Annotated in this window: 17 protein-coding genes; 8 read left to right on the top strand and 9 right to left on the bottom strand. The window is 70.4% G+C overall.

Annotated features, from left to right (window positions below; genetic code table 11):
* Positions 1–415 precede the first annotated feature (415 nt).
* The 4 genes from D7Y13_RS45710 to D7Y13_RS13795 all read left to right on the top strand — a co-directional run bounded on the left by D7Y13_RS45710 (position 416) and on the right by D7Y13_RS13795 (position 5,436).
* The gene (locus D7Y13_RS45710) at positions 416–571 is read left to right on the top strand and encodes a hypothetical protein (RefSeq protein WP_158620426.1); all 156 of its coding nucleotides are present in this window, start codon (positions 416–418) and stop codon (positions 569–571) included.
* 418 nt (positions 572–989) lie between these two features.
* Complete coding sequence (locus D7Y13_RS13805) at positions 990–2,285, top strand: vWA domain-containing protein (protein ID WP_120537010.1); 1,296 nt, start codon at positions 990–992, stop codon at positions 2,283–2,285.
* Between the two features lie 167 nt (positions 2,286–2,452).
* On the top strand, positions 2,453–4,777 hold the full coding sequence (locus tag D7Y13_RS13800) for a protein-disulfide reductase DsbD family protein (protein WP_120630693.1): 2,325 nt from the start codon (positions 2,453–2,455) through the stop codon (positions 4,775–4,777).
* Between the two features lie 74 nt (positions 4,778–4,851).
* The gene (locus tag D7Y13_RS13795) at positions 4,852–5,436 is read left to right on the top strand and encodes a redoxin domain-containing protein (RefSeq protein ID WP_120536575.1); all 585 of its coding nucleotides are present in this window, start codon (positions 4,852–4,854) and stop codon (positions 5,434–5,436) included.
* Between the two features lie 61 nt (positions 5,437–5,497).
* Here D7Y13_RS13795 and D7Y13_RS13790 read toward each other — a convergent pair whose 3' ends face one another.
* Positions 5,498–6,478: an oxygenase MpaB family protein gene (locus D7Y13_RS13790; protein ID WP_120584723.1), complete on the bottom strand. Its 981-nt coding sequence runs from the start codon at positions 6,476–6,478 to the stop codon at positions 5,498–5,500.
* Between the two features lie 212 nt (positions 6,479–6,690).
* Between D7Y13_RS13790 and D7Y13_RS13785 the strand changes: the two genes are divergently transcribed.
* On the top strand, positions 6,691–6,927 hold the full coding sequence (locus tag D7Y13_RS13785; RefSeq protein WP_120536577.1) for a hypothetical protein: 237 nt from the start codon (positions 6,691–6,693) through the stop codon (positions 6,925–6,927).
* A gap of 67 nt (positions 6,928–6,994) precedes the next feature.
* Positions 6,995–7,621 carry a DUF6992 family protein gene (locus tag D7Y13_RS13780; RefSeq protein ID WP_120584724.1) on the top strand — a complete coding sequence of 209 codons (627 nt, stop codon included), beginning with the start codon at positions 6,995–6,997 and terminating at the stop codon, positions 7,619–7,621.
* Positions 7,622–7,636: 15 nt separating this feature from the next.
* Here the strand turns inward: D7Y13_RS13780 and D7Y13_RS13775 are convergent, their stop codons facing one another.
* The 6 genes from D7Y13_RS13775 to D7Y13_RS13750 form a co-directional block, all read right to left on the bottom strand.
* Positions 7,637–8,551 (bottom strand): S1C family serine protease, encoded by a 915-nt coding sequence (locus D7Y13_RS13775; RefSeq protein ID WP_120536579.1) that lies wholly within the window; start codon positions 8,549–8,551, stop codon positions 7,637–7,639.
* Positions 8,552–8,563: 12 nt separating this feature from the next.
* Entirely contained in the window at positions 8,564–9,454 is an 891-nt protein-coding gene (locus D7Y13_RS13770) for a S1C family serine protease (RefSeq protein WP_120536580.1), read from the bottom strand.
* Positions 9,455–9,601: 147 nt separating this feature from the next.
* Positions 9,602–10,537: an HNH endonuclease gene (locus tag D7Y13_RS13765; protein ID WP_120584725.1), complete on the bottom strand. Its 936-nt coding sequence runs from the start codon at positions 10,535–10,537 to the stop codon at positions 9,602–9,604.
* A 50-nt stretch (positions 10,538–10,587) separates the two neighbouring features.
* Positions 10,588–11,436, bottom strand: a complete 849-nt coding sequence (locus D7Y13_RS13760) for an ROK family protein (RefSeq protein WP_120584727.1) — start codon at positions 11,434–11,436, stop codon at positions 10,588–10,590.
* A 5-nt stretch (positions 11,437–11,441) separates the two neighbouring features.
* Positions 11,442–12,635 carry a glycosyltransferase gene (locus D7Y13_RS13755; RefSeq protein ID WP_120536582.1) on the bottom strand — a complete coding sequence of 398 codons (1,194 nt, stop codon included), beginning with the start codon at positions 12,633–12,635 and terminating at the stop codon, positions 11,442–11,444.
* Entirely contained in the window at positions 12,620–14,164 is a 1,545-nt protein-coding gene (locus D7Y13_RS13750) for an asparagine synthase-related protein (protein WP_120584726.1), read from the bottom strand. The genes D7Y13_RS13755 and D7Y13_RS13750 overlap by 16 nt, the downstream gene beginning before the upstream one ends.
* A gap of 219 nt (positions 14,165–14,383) precedes the next feature.
* Here D7Y13_RS13750 and D7Y13_RS13745 point away from each other — a divergent pair, with 219 nt between their 5' ends.
* A complete protein-coding gene (locus tag D7Y13_RS13745; protein WP_120585916.1) occupies positions 14,384–16,318 on the top strand; it encodes a RecQ family ATP-dependent DNA helicase in 1,935 nt (644 codons plus the stop codon).
* Positions 16,319–16,326: 8 nt separating this feature from the next.
* On the opposite strand, the gene D7Y13_RS13740 is transcribed toward D7Y13_RS13745, so the two are convergent.
* Positions 16,327–18,177, bottom strand: coding sequence for a M48 family metallopeptidase (locus tag D7Y13_RS13740; RefSeq protein ID WP_120585917.1), 1,851 nt, complete (start codon positions 18,175–18,177; stop codon positions 16,327–16,329).
* 79 nt (positions 18,178–18,256) lie between these two features.
* Here D7Y13_RS13740 and D7Y13_RS13735 point away from each other — a divergent pair, with 79 nt between their 5' ends.
* Positions 18,257–19,060: a radical SAM protein gene (locus D7Y13_RS13735; RefSeq protein ID WP_233595989.1), complete on the top strand. Its 804-nt coding sequence runs from the start codon at positions 18,257–18,259 to the stop codon at positions 19,058–19,060.
* A 1-nt stretch (position 19,061) separates the two neighbouring features.
* On the opposite strand, the gene D7Y13_RS13730 is transcribed toward D7Y13_RS13735, so the two are convergent.
* A partial coding sequence (locus D7Y13_RS13730) for a sensor histidine kinase (protein ID WP_120630692.1) occupies positions 19,062–21,105 on the bottom strand: 2,044 nt, incomplete at its 5' end.

Here is a 21,105-nt window from a genome sequence, read left to right as displayed (position 1 = left end):
ACCTCGGGACCTCTGGGGCCGCACGGCGTGGGGCGCCGGGTTGCCGCGTTGCGGCAATTCTTGAGTGTTCGTCAACCCTAACAGGGGTGATTCTCGAATCAAGCCTCGTGCAGAAAGGGCGTGTCCGGCAGGAGGCCTTCCTGGGTCGGGCCATGCCCCCGTGTCCGGTATCACAACAGCGCCTGGCCTGCTGGACGGCAGGCGGCCGGACGTGTGGCGCCCGACGCCAAAGAAACTTTGAGGACCCGAGGGCTTTACAAAGCCGGAGCGAACTCCCAACATGTTCGTAAATCGGTCAAGCAGTGCTTGTAAAGGGACCCGCATGGGGCGGGCCCGGTGACCGACGCAGGGCGTCCAAGGGGATGCGAGCCATCCAGGCCGTACACCCCGTGAACGGAGCGCCAAGGAGCCGGACATGAGCCACGACGACAGCACGTACCTGGATGAGGGGCGGGACTACCTTTACACGGGCGATGACGGTCAGGCCGTGGTGCCCCTGCAGCCCGTGGACGGCCAGCGCTGGGGCCACCTGGACGAAGAGGCCTGGGGCGGCTGGGACGTGGTGGAGTGAGCCGGGGCCCCCGCGGCCGGTGGATTGCGCGGGGGCATTCGTTTGGAAGTCGGGGAGCTTGCACTCCCGGGCGTTGATGCAGTGCGCTGGACGCGGCGCTCCCCTTCGTCTGGAAGGGTCGAGCCCCCGGGCCAGGGTTGGTGGGCCGACTTTCTTCGACCGCTCCGGAAGTAAATCCGTAAAGCGCTGAACGGTTCTGCGGAACCGTGGGTGACGCAGGACGTCCTGGGTCGCCGTGGGTGGGCCCTCGCGCGTTGATCGCCTCCGTTGCTTTCACGACCGGAAACCCGACATCCTGTCTGCCAGCGGCAGGACTTCCGGGACGGACGCGGGCCAGAGCCAGGGGCGTCCGGGGCCAGGGGGAGTCTTCGCGACGGATTCGCGGCAGGATGGCCCCATCCACCATGCGGGAGTGCGGATGAAGCAGACGGCCTGGGCAGTGGAGCGCGACGCGGAAGGCGGCCGCGAAGTGCTGCTGCTCGTGACGCTGGAGGCTGAAGCGGAGACGCCTCGGGCCCCGGTGGCGGTGAACCTGGTCATCGACCGCAGCGCGTCCATGCGGGGCGCGCCGCTGGCGGCGGCGGTGGAGGCGGCGCGCGCGTTGGTGGAGCGCGCGGGCCCCCGCGACTACGTGGGGCTGCTCACCTTCGACGCGGACGCGGAGCAGGTGCTGCCCGTGCGTGCGATGGACGCGGGCGCGAAGGCGGCCTTCCTGAAGACGCTGTCCCGCCTGGAGTCCGGCGAGGGCACCGCGCTGCACGAGGCCGTGGAGCGCGGCGCGGAGGCGGTGCGGCGCGTGCTGGTGCCGGGCGCCCGCCCGCAGCTCCTGATGCTCACCGACGGCGAGCCCTCCGTGGGCCCCACCGCGCTGGGTGAGTTCAAGGTGCTGGGCACGCGGGTGACGGACTCCGGCGTGGCGCTGCACGCGCTGGGGCTGGGCCGGCACTACCTGCCGGAAATCCTGGAGGCCCTCACGGGGCCGTCCGGCACGGGCTTCACGCACGTGGACGACGCGGAAGGGCTGCCGCTGGCGGTGGGCGCGCTGGGCGCGGAGCTGTTCGGCGAGGTGGTGTCGGACGCGCGCGTGTACGTGCTGCCCACCGGCTTCGCGGACCTGCGCTGCCGTCACCGCTACCCGTCACGGGTGGAAGGCGACGCGATGAGCGCGTCGCTGGGCGCGGTGTCCCACGCGTTCGCGCGCCGGGTCCTCTTCGCGGGCGTGCTGGAGAAGGGCGAGTGGAACCTCACCGTCACCGCCTCGTACACGGAGCACAACGACACCCGGCGGATGTCCGTGCCGGTGACGCGCCTGTTGCCGGACAGTGAAGAGGGCCGCTTCGTGCGCGCCGTGTCCGCGGAGCTGGAGCTGGTGTCCTTCGAGGCCGCCGCGTGGAAGGCCCTGTCCCGGCGGCAGCAGGAAGCGGCCGAGCGGGCGCTCGAAGGTGCGGACAAGGGGCTCTACAAGCTGGCCCGGCTGGGCGCGGCGGACGTCCCCGCGCAGCGGCACGTGGACCGGCTGGCGGACCTGCGCCGGGCGGTGGAGCGCCGGGCGGCCCAGCCGTCCGCGCTGGGGGTGCGCAGGGCCCAGTCGGAGGTGTCCCGCATCACCATGAGCCGCATCGGGCCGGCCCTGCCGGTGGCGGCCAACGGGGGCGCCCTCCCCGCGGGGAACGGCGCGGCCATCCTCCCCTGGAAGACGGACGAGAAGCCGTAACCTCCCGTCCCCTGGGGCGTACCTGAGTGCGACGGGACCCGAGGTGGGCTCCCGCCACGCCCGGCGTGCGGGTGTGCGGAATGCCCGGCTGCCTGGAAGGTTGATTGGACCCTCAGGGGACGCATCCCAGGTAGCACGGCGTTCCCAGGTGGATTAACGGGAGTCGCATGACGCATCCGTGGCGCAAGAAGTCTGGAAGCCGGCTCGGTGGGCTGGGCGCGGTGGCGATGTTGCTGCTGGGGGCCGTGGCGCAGGCCGCGCTGCCGGCCACCGCCGTGGGCAGCACCGCGCCCGACGAGGGCGACCCGCGTCTGGAAGGCGCGCTGCTGCTGGACGCCACCCAGGTGAAGGCGGGCGGCGACCTGCGCGTGGGCGTGCGCCTCAAGCTGGACCCGGACTGGCACGTCTACTGGAAGAACCCCGGGGACTCGGGGCTGGCCACGGAGGTGTCGTGGGATGCGCCGGGCGTCCAGGTGGGCGACCTGCGCTGGCCGTTCCCGCAGACCTTCCGCACGCCGGACGGCTTCATCACCACGCACGGCTACCACGACGAGGTGCTGCTGTTCGCCCCGGCGCACGTGTCCGAGTCCGCCACCGGCACGCTGACGGTGTCCACGGCGGTGGACGCGCTCGCGTGCAAGGTGCACTGCATCCCCGCGCAGCTGGTGCTGTCGCGCACGTTGCCGGTGGGCCCGGAGACGGTGACGGACGCGGAGTTCGCGCCGCTGTTCGACGCCGCGCAGGCCCAGGTGCCGGCGGCTCCGGGCGCGAAGGGCGCGCCGCGCGTGGCCCTGGCGCTGGAGGGCGCGACGCTCACCGCGGGCAAGCCCTTCACCGGCACGCTCACCGTGACGACGGCGGACGGCAAGCCGTTCGCGGGCAACGTGGAGGGTGACTTCTTCGTACCCGGCCGCATCGCGGGCGTGGATGTGGTGGCGCTGAAGCCCTCGGGCGCGGGCCGCTTCGCGCTGGAGGGCAAGGCGTCCCCGGTGGTGCCCAAGGGCGAGCCCCGGCTCACGGGCGCGCTGCGCCTGGGGACGCAGGCCACGGGCTTCACGGCGGTGGACGTGGACGCGCCGCTCGCGCCGGTGGTGGCGGACGGAGCGGTGGCGGCGGGCCCCGCGCCGTTGAAGCTGCCGTCGGTGAAGGACGCGGCGGGCAAGGTGGCGCCGGCGGTCGCGGCCAGTGCCCCGGTCGCGGCGGAGTCTCCGATGGGCTTGGGGCTCGCGCTGGTGTTCGCGTTCCTGGGCGGCGCGCTGCTCAACCTGATGCCGTGCGTGTTCCCGGTGCTGGCGCTCAAGGCGTACGGCTTCACGCGGATGGTGCAGGAGGAGAAGGGCAAGGTGGCGCCGCACGCGGCGGCGTACGCGGGCGGCATCCTGGCGACGATGATGCTGCTGGCGGGCGCGGTGCTGGCGGTGCGCGCGGGCGGCACGAGCGTGGGCTGGGGCTTCCAGTTCCAGGAGCCGCTGTTCGTCGCGGCGGTGAGCGCCATCCTGGTGGCGTTCGCGCTGAACCTCTTCGGGGTCTACACGCTGGGCGCGGACGGCACGGCGCTGGCGGGCAAGGTGGACCAGAGCCACGGCCTGATGCGCAGCGCGGGCGAGGGCGTCCTCGCGGTGGTGCTGGCCACGCCGTGTTCGGCGCCGCTGTTGGGCACGGCGGTGGGCTTCGCCTTCGCGGCGGGCGCGGCCACGGTGGTGGCGGTGTTCTTGGCGCTGGGGTTGGGGCTGGCGCTGCCCTTCTGCGTGCTGGTGCTGGTGCCGGGGCTGACGAAGCGGCTGCCGAAGCCGGGCATGTGGATGGAGCGCGGCAAGCAGTTCCTGGGCTTCGCGCTGCTCGGCACCACCGCGTGGCTGGTGTGGGTGATGGGCGGGCTCGCGGGCGTGGATGGGATGTGGCGGCTGCTCGCGTTCCTCATCGCGGTGGGCCTGGGCACGTGGCTGTATGGCCAGTCGCAGGGGCTGGAGGGCGGACGCCGGGGCGTGACGGTGGGGCTCGCGGTGCTGACGCTGGTGGGCGCGGGCACGGTGGCGCTGCGCTTCGAGGAGGCGCAGGCGTCGGTGGAGGCGCGCGGCGCGACGGCGTCGTCGCATGGCGGCTCGCAGCCGTGGGACGAGGCGGCGGTGTCCGCGGCGCTGGCGGCGGGGCAGCCGGTGTTCGTGGACTTCACGGCGGACTGGTGCCTGACGTGCAAGTTCAACGAGCGCACCGTGCTGTCGCGCGAGGACGTGCGGCAGGCGTTCATGAAGCACAACGTGGCCTTCTTCGTGGCGGACTGGACGCGCCGGGATGCGCGCATCACCACGAAGCTGGCGGCGCACGGCCGCGCGGGCGTGCCCATGTACCTGGTGCTGAGCCCGGGCTCGCCGGACAAGCCGGAGGTTCTCAATGAGTTGCTCACCGCCGACAGCGTCATCCAGGCGGTGCAGCGCGCGGATGGCTGCGAGTCGCCGTTGAAGGCCGGCTCGGTGGTGTGCGCCCGGCCCTGAGTTTCCGGGTGTCTGGGATGGAAGTGGTGGCAGTGGTGTTGATGCGCAGCGTTCAACTCTCTGGAGGTTCCGTCATGAATCCGTTCTTCAAGGCAGTCGCGCTCACCGTGGCTTTCGTCGGGGCTCCCGTCCTGGCCGCCGACACCGCGGAGGTGGGCAAGCCCGCTCCGGCGTTCACGCTCAAGGACGAGGCTGGCAAGACGCACAACCTGGCGGACTACAAGGGCAAGGTCGTGGTGCTGGAGTGGACGAACTCGGAGTGCCCGTTCGTGAAGCGGCACTACGAGGCGAAGACGATGCAGACCACGCAGAAGGGCTTCGATGCGAAGAAGGTGGTGTGGCTGACGGTGGACTCCACCGCGTCGCACAACGCGAAGTTCGCGGCGGACTGGAAGAAGAAGGAAGGCTTCACGCAGCCGGTGCTCATCGACACGGATGGCAAGGTGGGCAAGAGCTACGCGGCCAAGACGACGCCGCACATGTACGTCATCGACGGCCAGGGCGTGGTGCGCTACGCGGGCGCCATCGACGACGACGCGCGCGGCAAGGGCGCGACGACCAACTACGTGAAGACCGCCGTGGACGCGGTCCTCACCGGCCAGCAGGTCCCGACGGCGACCTCCGAGCCGTACGGCTGCTCGGTGAAGTACAAGAGCTGAGCCGTCCCGCTTCCGTGACGTGAATGAGGCCCGTGTCCCTTTCGGGGGACGCGGGCCTTCTTCATTTCGCGTCCCGGTGGGCGTAGTCCGGGCCCAGGTGCTCGATGCGGTAGGCGTTGCCGGGATAGGTGCGGTTGAGGCTGCCCTCGATGGGGGTCGGGTAGCGCTCCAGCGACACGTAGCGTTTGACGTGCTTGCGCACCTTGAGGGCCGCGCGTGTCAGGCCCTTCACCCAGGAGGGCGGAGCGTCGAACTGGATGGCGGGCAGCAGGCGCGGGGGCACGAGGCCCAGGCTGATGGGGGGCACCAGCGGGCGCAGGGGGCGCGGCACCCAGCCGGCCAGGATGTCCACGGTGGCCTGCGCTACGCGGTGGCTGGCCTCGCTGGGCACGAACTCGCGCGCCTCGTAGTCGCGGACGTAGGCGTCGAAGGCGGCTCGGTCCGGCGGGATGTCCTTGAGGCCCATGCGGCGGCCAATCTCACACCAGTAATGGAACCAGGCTTCGCGCTCGTGGGCGGTGAAGGGGCGCCAGCCGAAGTCATCCATCCACTGGATGGGGAATTCGATGAAGGTCCACAGCACGAAGAGGAAGTCCTCGTTCGGGATGCGGAAGAAGGAATGGATGTGATTCATCTGCTCCAGGGAGCGGCGCCCGGCCTCCACGTCCCAGCCGCACTCCATGAACTGCGCGATGAGCAGCCGCGTGTCGTCGTAGCGCTTCTGGCCGCGCTTGCTGAACTCGCTGGTGCGGTCCAACAGGGTGGAGACGGAGCGGCTGCCGTAGGTGTGGAAGAGCGCGACCTCGGTGGCCCGCTGGACGTCGAACGGGAACTCGTAGTTGGTCAGCAGGTGCACGATGCGCTGGCAGTCCCGCCGTGCGTCCAGGGAGGCGATCTCCCGGCGAACCTCCGCCAGGCGCGGCTTCCAGAAGGGCTTGCGGTAGACGGGCCCGGGCACGCGGGTGTCGGGGCGTGCGCCGTGAGCCTTGAAGGGACAGCCGGCGGGGACGGCATCCGCGTGGGAATGTGCCGGGTCGTTCATGGGATGGGCTCCGGAAGGCAGGGCAGACGGTGATGCTAGCTCGGTCCGCGACGCCGTGCCGGATGCGCCAGCCGGTGCTGCGTGCGGTGGGTGGCCACCGTGCCGGCCCGGCTTCCAGTGTGTCGGATGGACGATGGGGGGTGAGCTTGTCGGAGGGCAACAGGCGCCGGACCTTCTGGGGGGAGCACGACTCCCGGACAGGAGACGTCATCATGGCCAGCAACAAGGGCACGCCGGTGAAGGGCACCGAGCGCACGGACACGCAGAGCGCCGAAGAACTGGAGCGCGAAGCCAGACACCAGCGCCCGGGCACCGAACGGGGCGACGTGACGGACGAGGACGTGGGTGAAGACCGCATCCTCCAGAAAGGCATTGGCGGCTACGGCGCGCAGAAGGGCACGGAGCCCGCGCGCGAAGCACCGCCGCTCAGCGACGACGGCGACCGGTAGCGTTGACCGGTGCACGGGGCGGCCCGCGCGAGCGTGACGCCAGGGGATGGCTCCCTAGAGTGGCGCGATGGCTTCCGCCCGCCTCGTGCGCTCCTGCTGTGTCCTGGTGCTGTTGTTCTTCGCGATGCCGTGGGTGGCGCAGGGGCAGGAGGCCGCCGCGCCCCTTCCTGACGGGAAGGCCTGGCTCGCGGAGCACAACGCCGAAGCGGTGCGGGTGAACCGCGTGGCGATGGGCATCCTGTTCGGCTGGGCCGTGCTGAACATCGGCACGGGCGTGGCGGGGCACTTCGCGAGCGAGGGAGAGACGCGGGCCTTCTTCCAGGCGAACGCGGCCTGGAACGTGGTCAACCTGACCATCGCGGCGCTCGGCTATCACGGGCAGGTGACCGCGGACCCGGGCTCGTGGGACCTGGCGCGCAGCCTCTCCGAAGGGCAGCGCATGGAGAAGCTGCTGCTCTTCAACGCGGGCCTGGACGTGGGCTACCTCGCGTTCGGCGGCTTCCTGTGGGAGCGCGGAGCGCGCAAGGACTCGGCGCGCCTGCGGGGATGGGGCAAGAGCCTGCTGGTGCAGGGTGGGTTCCTGCTGGTGTTCGACGGCGTACTGACGTTCCTCAACGCGCGACTGAATGGGGAGCTCACGGCGCGGCTGGTGCCCGCTCCGGATGGAATCGGGCTGATGCTGACGTGGCCGTGAGCCCCCAGGGTCGGTTCATGCCGCCACGGGTTCGACGCGCTTGCGTGCGCGGGCGGAGACGCCCTTGCGGCGGCCCTTGCGCAGCACGTCCAGGTGCACCTCTTCGTCGTTGGCGAGCGCCATCAGCCGTTGCAGGTCGTCCACGCTGTTGACGGGCCGGCTGTTGATGCCGAGCAGCAGGTCGTCAGGCTGGAGTCCGGCGTCGTCGGCCGGCGTGCCCTCCTGCACCTTCAGCACTCGCACGGCCCGGGGCTGACCCGTGTCGCGAGCGAGCGCGGGCTCCAGGTTCACCGCCGCGGCGGCGATGCCCAGGAACTTCCGGTCCACCCGGCCGCGCTGGATGAGCAGGCTCGCCACCCAGGCCGCCGTGGTCGCGCTCACCGCGAAGCCGATGCCCTGCGCATACGGCAGCACCAGCGTGTTGAGCCCCACCACGCGTCCGCGCGTGTCCAGCAGCGGCCCGCCGGAGTTGCCCGGGTTGATGGCCGCGTCCGTCTGGAGCATCCCCTCCAGGATGACGCCGTCGGGCAGGGTGATGGAGCGGTTGATGGCGCTCACCACGCCCAGGGACACCGACTGCTCCAAGCGGAAGGGATTGCCAATGGCCATCACGAGCTGGCCCACCTTCACCGTCTCCGGATCCGCGAGCGGCAGCGTGGGGAAGTCGTCGCCCTCCGCGCGCACCACGGCGAGGTCGGTGGGGGCATCTCCGCCCACCAGCGTGGCCCGGCGCTCCTCGCCGTTGTTGAGCTGCACGACGAGTCGCTTGGGCGTGCGCATCACCACGTGCCGGTTGGTGAGCACGTAGCCGTCCGGCGTGAGGAACAGGCCGGTGCCGTGGCCGCGTGCGTGCTCCACGCCCACCACCGCTGGCGCGGCGCCAGCGACGAGCGACTCCAGGTCATCGGAGAGCTGCTGCAACAGTTTCATGGCCGGCTCCTTTCATGAACGCTTGCCCACGGTGACGGGCACCTCGCGCAGCTCCCCCGCGCGCAGCACCTTCGCCTGGATGGAGGTGCCCACCTTCTCGTCGCCCAGGTAGCCCAGCAGGTCCTCCACGCCGTGGAGTGACTGGCCGCCCAGGCTCACCAGCACATCGCCCAGCAGCAGGCCGGCCTTCTGGGCGGGGCCCTCCGGATCCACCGAGAGCAGGATGAGCCCCGCCTTGGTGCCGTCGATTTCACGGGGCAGGCGCACCGGGTAGGCGCCCACGCCCAGGTAGCCGCGACGGATGCCGCCATGCTCGCGCAGCGAGTTCGCCACGCGCGTCAGCGTGTCGCCGGGAATGATGACCGCGGCGGTGCGGGAGAAGGCCGCCGTGGGGATGCCGAGGAAGCGCCCCTGCGCGTCCACCAGCGCGCCACCGGAGAAGCCGGGGGGCAGGTCGGCGTCCGTCTCCAGGTAGCGGTCCACCTGGCCGCCGGCGTGCGTGCGCCAGTCACCGCCGAACGCGCTGACGATGCCCAGCGTCGCCCGGGCGGTGCGCCCCGGCCGACCGAGGGCCAGCACCACGTTGCCGACCTTCACGCCATCGAGCGGCGAGGGCGCGAGCGCGGTGAGGCCGGTGACGTCGGCCTTGAGCAGGGCGAGGTCGGTGCTCGGGTCGCGGCCGACGAGCTCGGCGGAGACCGAGCGACCGTCCGCGAGGCCCACCTGGATGGAGCCCTCGTGTTCGACGGCGTGGCTGGTGGTGAGGATGTGACCGTCGGCATCCCAGACGATGCCGCTGGCGCCCCGGCGACGGCGGGCCTCGACGCGGACGAGGGAGGGGGCGATGCGCTCGACGACGGTGGCGATGGACTGCGAGAGGGATTGGAGGGCGTCGGTGGACATGGGGTGTTCCTTTCGAGCCTGAAGCTAAAAGGCTCGAAGGCGCGCCACATCGGCGAACCGGGCAGGACGGGGACCTGCCCATTCGGGCAGGTGGCCTCTCCATCCGACCGGGGTCATGCATGTGCCCGGTGCTTCGGGCAGGGGACTTCAGCCCACCTTGCGGAAGCGCTCGTAGCGCTCTTCCAGATACAGCTTCTTGGGACGCAGCTCGTCGGAGCGGGGCGTCTGGAGCTTCTTGCCGACGAAGCCCTTCAGCGCGTGTTCCAGGGTCGGTCCGTCCTGGGTGGCGAGCAGGCTGGGCGCCAGTTCGATGATGCCGTCCGGACGGAAGCCCATCAGGTTCGTGTCGAAGGCGCCGTGGTGGAGCCGGCAGAGGGCCAGTCCGTTGGGGACCTCCGCGTGGCCCCGGACGTCGTGGTCGGGAAGGATGTGGGCTGCATCCAGCAGCTCCGTGCGAGGAAAGCCGCACACCGCGCAGCGCTCTTCGTAGGCGCGCAGGACGTGTCGGCGGAAGGCAACCTGATGCAGACGCTTCTTGGCCTGCACCGTCGTGTAGCGACGCTCCCAGCTCAGCGCCTTCGCGTCCGCGGCATAGCGCTGGGGCTGGAGCAGCCGGGCCGTCTCGGGCGCGGACACCATGACGTGGAAGGAGTGCGAGGCGAGATCCACGTCGGAGATGTAGACGGGCCACAGCGGCTGATACATGCCGGGCTCGATGCCGTAGAAGTAGATGAGGGGCGCGTCCAGTTGCTGCGCGCGCACGAGCCGGCGGTTGTCGCGGGCCTCCACGTCCGTGCCCTGGAACTTGTAGAGGAACGCTCCATCCGAGGCCACGTTGTCATCGTCGTAGCGAGCCACCCGTGAGCCGCGCGGCACGGTGGTCTTGATGGACAGCGCGGTCTCCTGCATCTGCCGGGGCCAGAAGATGCCGCGCGTCCGGTTGGCGAACAGGTGCTGCTCGCCATGGAGCATGAAGCCTTCCTGGATGGCATCCCACGGCAGCACGTCGCCGTGTTGCTCCACCAGTCCCTCCAGGGCCTTGAAGGCGGCCAACCGGATGGCCTGGTCGTTGTCGGAGGGCATGGGCACGGGTCTTCGACCAGGCTACCAGGCTCCCCCTCCCACATGTCACGTCACCCCCGGTCCAGCAGGGCTCCTCCCGGGCCAAAGCCCAGGGACATGCACAGCACCCGCTGTCCCGTGACGCGGTGGTCGCGCCGCGCGGCTTCGGCCGCCAGCTCCGCGTCGTTGAGCACGAACACCGGCCCTCCTGTGTCTGGCAACCCGGCGCGGGCGAGGATGTCCGGCACGAGTGACGCCGCGCCCTCGAAGCCGTAGGTGCAGCCTCCCGGCAGCAGGTCCTCATTCAGCGGACACGGCAATGCGAGGCACAGCGCGTCCGGCGCGGTCCGTGCGTCCTCCATGAGGAACGTGCTCAGCGCGCCCGCGATGAACGCCACGGTGTCCCGGATGTGGTGGCCGTCCTTGGGACGTGGCTGCCCGATGAACAGGGGGGGCAGGTGAGTGAGATCCCGCTCGAAGACACGCGTTGAGCCGAGCCTCGCGCACTTGATGCTGGTCTGGCCTACGTCCACGCAGACCGGAGCGTTGAAGCCCTGGGCTTCCAACATGCGCAGGCCCGCGTGCACGGGCGCGAAGCGAGGCGTGGGCGCGATGTACACCGGACAGGGAAGCGTGGCCGTGGCTTCCTTCAACGCGGCCTGGAAGCCGTCCAGCTCCGCCAGCCCTCCACTCAGATACGCCGCATCCGGAGCGTGTCGCTTCACCAGCAATGCGAGCGCCTCGGCCAGCGGCGGCATCAGGCGCGCGGTGAGCGTGGCTCCCGCGACTCCCGCGCGCCGGTCTTCCTCCACCCACGGCGAGCCCAGCACCTCCCACAGCTCACGGCCGGACACGGGCAGGTTCCACACCTCCAGCGGTGTGATGCCCGGGGGATGATGCCTGCGCGGACTCCACCGCATGGACGTCACGCGACGAGTCCGGCGATGCGTTCGGCGGCGGTCCTGGCCCCGTCGTGGGCCCGATAGGACCGGGAGATCTCCGCCACCCGCTCGCGCATCGGTGACGCGGGCGCGAGGAGCTGGGCGATGGCCTCCCGGCATGTCTCCACCGTGAGGTGCTTCGGATCTCTTGCGAGCCCCGCTCCGGACTTCTCCAGGAAGTGCGCCTGCACGGGCTGGTCGTTGCACACCGGCAGCAGCAGCATCGGCACGCCCGCCGTCATCGCCTCCATCACGGAGTTGGCGCCTCCGTGGGAGATGAACGCGGCCGCGCGCTCCAGCACCTGTCGCTGCGGGGTGTACGGCACCGCCACCACGTCACCGGGCAGTGTGCTTGGGAAGTCCGTGTTGGCCAGCTCGCCCGCGCACAACACCAGCGTCACGCCGAAGGGCTGCGCGGCCTCCGCGATGATTCGGAACAACTCCGGCTGATAGGAGATCTGGCTGCCGAAGGACACGTAGAGCACGGGCTTGTGGCCCAGGCGTTCCCACGGGAAGGGCACCTCATCGCCACGAGGGTCGGGCGGAATCGACGGTCCGACGAGCAGCGTGTTCGGCGGCACCCCGGCGTCCGTGCTCAGGAAGGCCTCGGTGGCGAAGATGACGTTGAGCCGGGGCGACAGGCATTCACAGGTGCGGAAACGCGCGTCGAAGCCGTGCCGTTGGAACAGGGCCTGCCGGTCGTCCTTGAGGGCCCGCACGTTGCGCAGCAGGGGAATCTCCGGCCGGGGCTCCAGCAGCGTGAGCGCGGAGGACACGCCCGCCCAGGGGATGCCTTCCGTGTGCGCCGCGAGCACCGCCGCGTACTGCATCCCGTCCAGTGCCATCACGTCGGGACGGAAGGCGCGCACCACTTCGCGCACCGGCTCCAGGAGCGCTGGGGCCGCGTCCAACAGCAGGCCTCGGATCCACTTGCCCAACGCCACGTCATCCAGCACCAGCTTCGCCAGCGCTTCGCCTCCGGTCTCGATGCCGGGGGGCTGCGCTTCACGGTGGGGCAGGTGGAGGACCTCCACGCCCAGCCCGTCGAGTTGCGGCGTCGGTTCGGGGATGCACAGCCAGCCGACGGTGTGCCCCAGGCGGCGCAGCCATTGGGCCACCCCGACCATCGGGTTCAGGTGGCCCTTCTCGGGCGAGGTGGCGATCAGGACTCGGGACATGGTGGATGCGCCTCGGTGTGGGCCTGGAGCATGGCCAGGGACACGAGTCGCATCAACAACCGATCCATCACCCCGGCCTGCGCGTCCTCGGGGGACAGGCGGGTGTAGCGCTCCAGCAGTCTGGAGACGGCCCGGGGGGCGATGACCTGGAGGGGCTCCAGGCGTTCCGGGGACAGCCAGGCGCGGTACAGCTCCAGCCAGCGCGTCCGCACCGGACTGGAGAGCGCCGTATGCCCATACCGGGGCATCTTGCGCGCGAGGCGCACCTCATCGGGCACGAGCGAGCGCACGGCGTGCCGGAACAACCATTTGCCGAACCCGTCCCGCATCAGCACGGACTCCGGCAGCGCGAGCGCTACGCGCGCGAAGCCCGGGTCCAGGTACGGGGTGCGGACGGTGAGGCCCTGGGCCCGGGCGCCTCGCAGTTCGGGCGGGAGGATGAGCTCCCGCAGCACCCATTCGGCGTAGCGAAGCTCCTGGGAGGCGGAGGACGCCTCTGGAGTCAGATCCCAGGGAGCGGGCAGCGCCGCGAGCACGGCCCCCAGGTTGTCCACAGGGGGGGAGACCGGAGCGTGATCGCTGTTCACGCCCTCGGAAACACCCCTCAAGTTGTCCACAGGCTGGAGTCTGTCGCGAGGCCCCGCCGTTTGATCGCGACCCCGGGTTCCAGAGGGGACGGGCCCGGTTTCTCCAGCGGGTGGCTCAACGCGTGCCCCCGGGTTCTGATCGCGAAGTCCTGTCCCGTCCAGGGGCGTTCCCGAGTTGTCCACAGCCCCCCGGGGGGCTCCGAGGGATGTCTCATGATCGCGCGAGTCGTCGCGGAACGACGCCCGCAAGTTGTCCACAACCGCCGGGGCGTCCTGTCTCAAGATCTCCAGGGCCAGGGCCCGGTCCTCGTCCACGCGGGCCTTCGCGGAGGCCATGGCGCCCGGGGCGCCCTGGAGCACTTCATCCGCGCCCGCGCCGCTCAAGAGGACAGGGCCCGCGCCCATCCGGTGGGCCTCCAGATAGAACACGAAGCTCGCCACGGCGCGGGCGTTGAGGATGACGGTCTGGTTGGCGAGGACCGCTTGTTCGAACAGGTCCGGCAGCACCGCGTCGTGGATGAGCACGTCCACCAGCTCCGCGCCCGTCACCTTCGCCATCCGACGCGCATTGCTTCGCTCCACCGCGTCCGCGAAGTGCACATCCATGGTCCATGCGCGCACCTTGCCGGGTGCATGGCGCGCGACCATCGCGCACAGGGCGGCGCTGTCCACCCCGCCGCTCAAGCTCACCTCATGCGTGCCGGCCTCCACGTGGGCCCGCACGGTGTCGGACCAGGCGGCCAGCAACCGCGCAGCGAGCGCATCCTCGTCGTCCTGCACGCTCGCGTCCCGAGTCACCCGGGGCAGCGTCACTTCAAGCCCTGGCTTCAGCACCGTGTTGGCCGCGCGTGCGTGGCACAAGAGGTCGACCACCGCCCGGGCGGACAGGCCTCGCGCGGGCGTCCTTCCGGGGGGCGGAGCGGCGGGAGTCCGGGTCGGCATGACGGCGGCATCATAAGGGCCGGAGCCGCGCTCATGTAGAGTCACATCCCCCGCTGCCGAGCTGACATGCCCTCGTCTCCGAACCGTCGTGCCACTCGCATCGCACGCACGAGCGAGGGTGAGGAACCGGGCATACGCAACGACAGAGCCGTCGTCGTGCGGTGGGGACAGGTGGCGCGGTAGGAATCAGGTTTCACTTGGAACAGGGGAGGGCGGGACATGCGGGCGGATGCGGTGGACGTCGTGTTGCGAGAGCGCTTCGGGTTGGAGTCCTTCCGGCCCGGACAGCGCGAGGTGCTCACGGCCCTCTTGAAGCCCCAGGGCTCCGCGCTCGCGGTGTTCCCCACGGGTGGTGGCAAGTCGCTGTGCTACCAGCTCCCCGCGCTGCTCCTCGACGGACTCACGGTGGTGGTGTCGCCGCTCATCGCGTTGATGAAGGATCAGATCGACGCGCTGGGCCGCAAGGGCATCCGCGCGGCGCGGCTGGACTCGTCCCTGTCGCTGGAGGAGTCACGCGAGGTGACGGAGGCCCTGCGGGACGGGACGCTCAAGCTGCTCTACGTGGCCCCGGAGCGCTTCAACAACGAGCGCTTCATGGGCCTGCTGAGCGAACTTCAAATTTCGCTGTTCGCGGTGGATGAAGCGCACTGCGTCTCCGAGTGGGGCCACAACTTCCGGCCGGACTACCTCAAGCTCGCGCAGGCGGCGCGGACGCTGAACGCCGAGCGCATCCTGGCGCTCACCGCCACCGCGACACCGCAGGTGGTGCACGACATCTGCGAGGGCTTCGGCATCCCGGAACAGAGCGCGGTCGTCACCGGCTTCTACCGGGGCAATCTCACCCTGGAGACGACGCCCACGGGCCTGGAGGCGCGTGACGCGCTGCTGGTGGAGCGGCTGAAGTCCCGCCCGCCCGGCTCCACCATCGTCTACGTCACGCTGCAGAAGACCGCCGAGCGCATCGCGGCGCTCCTGTCCGCGGCGGGGCTGCCCGCGGACGCGTACCACGCGGGCCTGGAGTCGGAGGACCGCGAGCGGGTGCAGGAAGCATGGACCCACTCCGCGAAGGGCATCGTCGTGGCGACCATCGCGTTCGGAATGGGCATCGACAAGGCGGACGTGCGCGCCGTGTATCACTACAACCTGCCCAAGGGCCTGGAGAGCTACAGCCAGGAGATTGGCCGAGCCGGACGGGACGGCAAGCCGTCGGTGGTGGAACTGCTGGTGTGTCCGGACGACGTGCCCACGCTGGAGAACTTCGCGCTCGGGGACACGCCGCTACCGGAGGCGATGGAGGGACTGGTGACGGAGCTGCTGTCCGCCGGGCCCGAATTGCACCTGGACCTGTACGCGCTGGGCACCCGCCATGACCTGCGCCCCCTGGTGCTGCGCACGGCGCTGACGTACCTGGAACTGGAAGGTGTGTTGAAGCAGGGCACGCCTTTCTACGCGGGCTACAAGGTGCAGCCCACGGGCACGGTGGAAGCGCTCATCGGGAAGTTCCAGGGCGAGCGCGCGCGCTTCGTGAAGGACCTGTTCGCGCACGCGAAGAAGGGACGCACCTGGTACACGTTCGACCCCGCCGAGATCTCCAAGGCGATGGGGCAGCCGCGCGACCGCATCGTGAAGGCGCTCGACTACTTCCAGGAGCAGGGCTACGCCGAGACGCAGGTGGCCGAACCTCGCCAGCGCTACACCCGGCTGCGAGAACACGAGGACGCGCAAGCGCTCGTGGCCCTGTTGCAGGAGCGCTTCCAGAAGCGCGAGGCCCAGGAGGTGTCACGCGTGCGGGAGGTGCTCAAGCTCGTCACGCATGACGGGTGTCAGAGCAACGCGCTGGTGGCCCACTTCGGAGAGCAACGCGCAGCCCCGTGCGGACACTGCACGTTCTGCCGCACCGGCGTGGCCCGCGTGCTGCCGCCGCCGCATCCCCGGCCGGACCTGCGCGAACAACTGGATGCGGCCACGTTCCGGACGCTCGTCGCGAAGCACCCGGACGCGCTGGGCCATCCAAGGCAAGCAGCGCGCTTCCTCTGCGGCCTGAGCAGCCCCGCGCTGTCCAAGGCGAAGCTCAACGGGAACAAGCTCTTCGGCACCCTGACCGAGTGGCCGTTCGCCCAGGTGCTGGCTTTCTGTGAGGCCGGACGCCGATAGGCCCGGGCTCAGGCGGCCTGCTGCGAGCTTGCGCGGTGCTCCTGCATGGTCCTGCTTCGCCCCAGGTAGTGCGCGAAGGCACCCAGCAGCGCGTCCGGGTCCTTCAGCTTGCTCAAGCAGATGGAGCGCTTCTGCTTGGACCGCCCGGCCCCCGCGACCTGCAGGTCCAGGTACTTCTTGAACATGCGGTCCTCCTTGCTCGCGTGCGTCACCTGTTCAAGCAGCACGGGCTCCTCCCACTCCGTGTAGCTGACCTGCGCGAAGTCCAGCCGGACTTCCAGCCCGGCCTCCTTGCCCTCGAAGGTCAGCGGCGGGAAGTGCCGCTCCACGTGCTGCCGCTCCGCCTCGTTGGAGGGCACGTAGCGGTACGCGAGCACCAGGTCGTGCGCCTGGGAGAAGCGCGCTTCGTAGGCGCCCCACAGCCGCGCCTCGATGGCCTCCGCCTCCTGCATCGTGCTCACCCAGGAGAACGTCACGGGCTCTAGCAACACCTGCGCCATGTCGGACGGCGTGAGCCGCGCATTCACGTTCTCCAGCCGCGCGGAGAGCGGCGGGTGGGAGTCGAACGGATGGGGTGTCACGGTCCCGTGCAGGTCGCCATGCACGGCCTCCGACTGCGCGTAGTCCGCGAAGCCGAGGGCGACCCGCTGGGCGATGGCCACGGACTGCTGCTGCTCATCGCGGGAGAAGAGCTCCGCCTCCACGCGCGCACGAAAGCCCGCGTACGCGCCCACCTTCACCAGCGAGCGGGCGATGTCCCGACCCGAGGTGAGGCCCGCCGCGAGGCGATCCGCGGCGAGCTCGCTCTCGCGCCGGCTGCGTCCCAGCGACAGCTCGAAGAGCCCGCGATAGGCCACCATGAAGTGGTAGATGGGCCGCGTCAGCCCGCCGTCATGCAGCGTCTGCAGGTAGTGGCCGAAGTGCGCGAGCATCGGCGCCAGCCGCTTGCCGTGGCCCGTGTCCCCGCCCAGCAGGTGCCCCATCTCGTGCGCGAGCACCGCGTCGGCCTCGGACTGCTCCAGCAGGCGCAGCAGGGACAGGCTCACATAGAGCGTCCGACCGGAGAGGGTCCGCTCCCCGACGCGCACGTCGCTCTCGGTGACGAAGAAGTTGGCGTCGATGCCCGCGAGGATGTGGTCGGGCGGAGGTGTCTGGATGCGCGCGCACAGCCGGCGCACGTGCGCCCAGAGCTCCGGTGCCTTCGACTCGTCGAGCACCTCCGCCTCCACCTCGAAGTCCATGGGCGGACGGCGGAAGATGCCGACCACCACGAGGAAGATGCCCATCGCGGCCAGCACCCCCATCACGCCGATGAGCTTGGGGGAGTAGCGATTGAACCAGAGCGCGGTCACCCAGTAGGACAACCACACGACCAGTCCGCCCTGGCCTATCGCCTGGAGTGCCCCGGTGACGCGGAGCACGTTCCAGCCCACGACGAAGCTGACGTACTGGAACGGCCGCGAGACGAACGCGGCCAGGCCACACAACAGGACCAGCACGGTGGTGGCGAGCTCCAGCACCAGCAGGCCCAGCGCCAGGCTGTGCATCCATCCGAACTGCCGCGCGTCCGAGCACACCTCCCGGAGGTTGTTCCGGAAGTTCGTCAGCCCCTCGTCCGTGCCGAGGCAGACCTCCGAGGCCGGATTCGCGCGGAAGAAGGCAAGCGTCGACTCTCGCTCCTGCTCGTCGAGTCCGGTGTCCTGGGCAATCTGCTGCTCGATGGACGCAAGCACCTTCCCGTCGAGACTGGACGTGGCGTGGCCGGTGAACCACAGGCCGAAGAGCGGAAGGGCAAAGAGCCAGAGGGCGGGCAGCACGTAGCTGCGAAGGAAGCCAGGGGCGGTTTTCGTGGGTCGCATGGGAGTCGGAGCCCACGATTCTACGCACGGCTGGCCCCCCACCCGCCATCCCTGCGCCGAACCGGGCCCGGGCGCTAGGATGCGCCCCGTGCGCTACGAGCTTCACGACAGCCGCGTCCTCACCTGGTCCCTGGAGGCGCACGTCACCACGCACTGCAACCTGCGCTGCGTGCAGTGCTGTCCGCTGTCGCCGCACCTGCCCGCGTGGGCCGTGGCTCCGGAGTCACTGGGTGAGGACCTGCGCAAGCTCGCGCGCGTGCTCAAGCCCAACGTCTTCAAGCTCACCGGCGGCGAGCCCTTCCTCCACCCGGACCTGCCCGCCGTGCTCGACGTGGTGCGCGCCTCCGGCATCTCCGAACAGGTGTCCGTCACCACCAACGGCTTCCTCGCCCAGAGCGCCCCCGACGCCGTCTATGAGCGGCTCGACCGGATGACCCTGTCCGTCTACACCTCCGCGCCCCTGCCCGAGCGCTCCATCGCGCGCATCACCGAGCGCTGCGAGCGCCACGGGGTCCACCTCACCGTGAAGACCATCGACGCCTTCCAGCGCATCACCCCGGACGCGCCGCTCGACTCCGACACCGACGTCCAGGACGTCTTCGCGAAGTGCTGGCTCAAGCACCGCTGCCACCTCGTCTACCGGGGCCGCTTCTTCACCTGCACCCGCCCGCCCCACGTCGCCACCGTGTTCGCCGCGCAGCACCCGCACCTGCCCGCGCTCGCGGAGGCGGATGGCCTCCCGCTCGACAGTCCGGAGCTGCTCTCGGGGCTCCTCGCGTACCTGGAGCGCGACACGCCCCTGGCCACCTGCCGGCACTGTCTGGGCTCCAGCGGCCCGTGGGAACCCCACGCGCAGCTTTCCCGCCCCCGCGCGCAGCCGTGAGTCAGGGCGGCGCCGGCACCACTCCGGGCAACTCCGCTCGCAACGGCAGGTCCACGGTGAAGAGGGCGCCCTGCCCCAGCTGACTCTCCACCCGCACCGTGCCGCCCATGGCATGCACCAGCGTGCGCGTGATGTAGAGCCCCAGCCCCAGGCCCCCGTAGTGCCGCTCGCTCACCGCGCGCTCGAAGCGCCCGAAGAGCCGGGGCAGTGACTCCGCCGCGATGCCGATGCCCTGGTCCCGCACCGTCAACGTCGCGCGCCCGTCCTTCGCCTCCACGCGGATGTCGATGGGGCGCCCCTGTCCGTACTTGATGGCGTTGTCGACCAGGTTCACCACCACCTGCTCCAGCCGCGGCCGGTCCCACCACCCCGTCGTCACGGTGTCCACGCCCTCCAGCCGCAGAGGGGAGCCCGTGCGCGCCGCGGGGCCCTCGTAGGCGGCCACCACGTCACGCACCAACTCCGCCAGGTCCACCTGTGCGGGCTCCAGCGACATGTGACCGGAGGCGATGCGCGACACGTCCAGCAGGTCGTTCACCAGCTCCGCCAGCTTCTTCAACTGCCGCGAGCCCACCTCCAGGTAGTTCTCCACCATCGCGCGCGACACCGGGCCCGGCGTGCGGTCCATCTCCCGCCGCAGTGACTGGAGCTTGAGATTGAGCGGCGTGAGCGGCGTCTTCAACTCGTGGCTCGCGATGGACAGGAACTCGTCGCGCAGGCGCACGGCTTCGCGCGCCTCGCGGTACAACCGCGCGTTCTCCATGGACAGCGCGGCGCGGTTGGCCATCTCCTGGAGGATGGGCAGGTCCGCCTTCAGGTAGCTCCGGCCGGACGCGTGGCTGGTGGCGAAGCTGATGATGCCCAGCGTGCGCTCGCGGGCCACCAGGGGCACCATCGCCAGGGAGCGCAGCTTCATGGCCTGGAGCAGCTCCATCCGCTGTGGCTCATCGGTCAGCTGCTTGAGGTCCACATCGGTGACGTCCTCCACGAAGAAGGGCTGGCCCTTGAGCAGCAGGGTCCCGGCGCCCATCGATGGGTAGCATTGCCCCTCGGGAACGGGCGTCCGCAGCTGCTCCGCGTGCGCTTGCGACTCCGTCCTCGCGTGCGCCACCTCCATCCGCATGAAGGTGCCGTCCTCCATCGCCATGTCGACGATGCACCAGTCCGCCAGGGTGGGGACGACGAGGCGCACCACGTTGTGCAGCGTGGCCTCGTAGTCCAGCGACGTGGCGAGAAAGGAGCTGGCCCCCGCGAGCAGCCGCAGGTGCTCCTCGTTGTGCGACAGCTCACGCGCCAGTTGCTCCGCGCGCGCCCGCGCCCGCACGTGGCCCGTCACGTCGAAGCCGAAGCCGGCGATGCCGTCCACCTTCCCCTGGGTGTCATGCGTGGGCGTGTACGTGATGTCGAAGAAGTACTCGCGCACGGAGCCGTCCGGCTGCTTCAGGTGGAGCGGCATCTCCTTGCCCTGGAAGGGTTCGCCCGTCGCATAGATGCGGTCCAGCAGCCGGGAGATGCGCTCGGCCTCCTCCTTCGGGCCCACCTCCCGCGCCGGCTTGCCCATCAGGTCCGGGTTGCCCAGCATCGCGGAGTTGAGCGGGTTGGACAGCTCGAAGACATGGTCGGGCCCGCGGAAGATGACCAGGTGCGCGGGCGCGTGCATGAACAGCTCGCGCAGGCGCGTGCGCTCGTACTCGGCGGCGGCGCGGGCCGCGCGCTCGCTCTCCAGCAGGCTGGCGCGCTCCATGTTGGCCCGGCGCAGGCGCGCGTTGAGCAGCGTCACGAACAGGGACAGCGCGAGGAAGAGGCCCAGCGCGATGAGGCTGCCGGTCCGCACCTTCCAGGTGTGGATGGGCGTCAGGAAGTAGTAGTCCACGGTGACCAGCGACAACCCCGTGGCCACCAGCCCCGGTCCCCACCCTCCGCGCCAGCCGGAGAACATCACCGCGGCGAAGAAGGCGAGGAAGGGCATCCCCACCGTGATCGTCGACAGCAGCTCCTGGGCCACGAAGGCCAGCACCACGCTCCCCACCGCGACCCCGTAGCGC

Origin of the sequence: Corallococcus praedator (assembly GCF_003612125.1) — a bacterium.
GTDB classification, from domain to species: Bacteria; Myxococcota; Myxococcia; order Myxococcales; family Myxococcaceae; genus Corallococcus; species Corallococcus praedator.
Note: the sequence above shows the minus strand (reverse complement) of the source record. Positions and strands in the feature narration are given on the sequence as shown.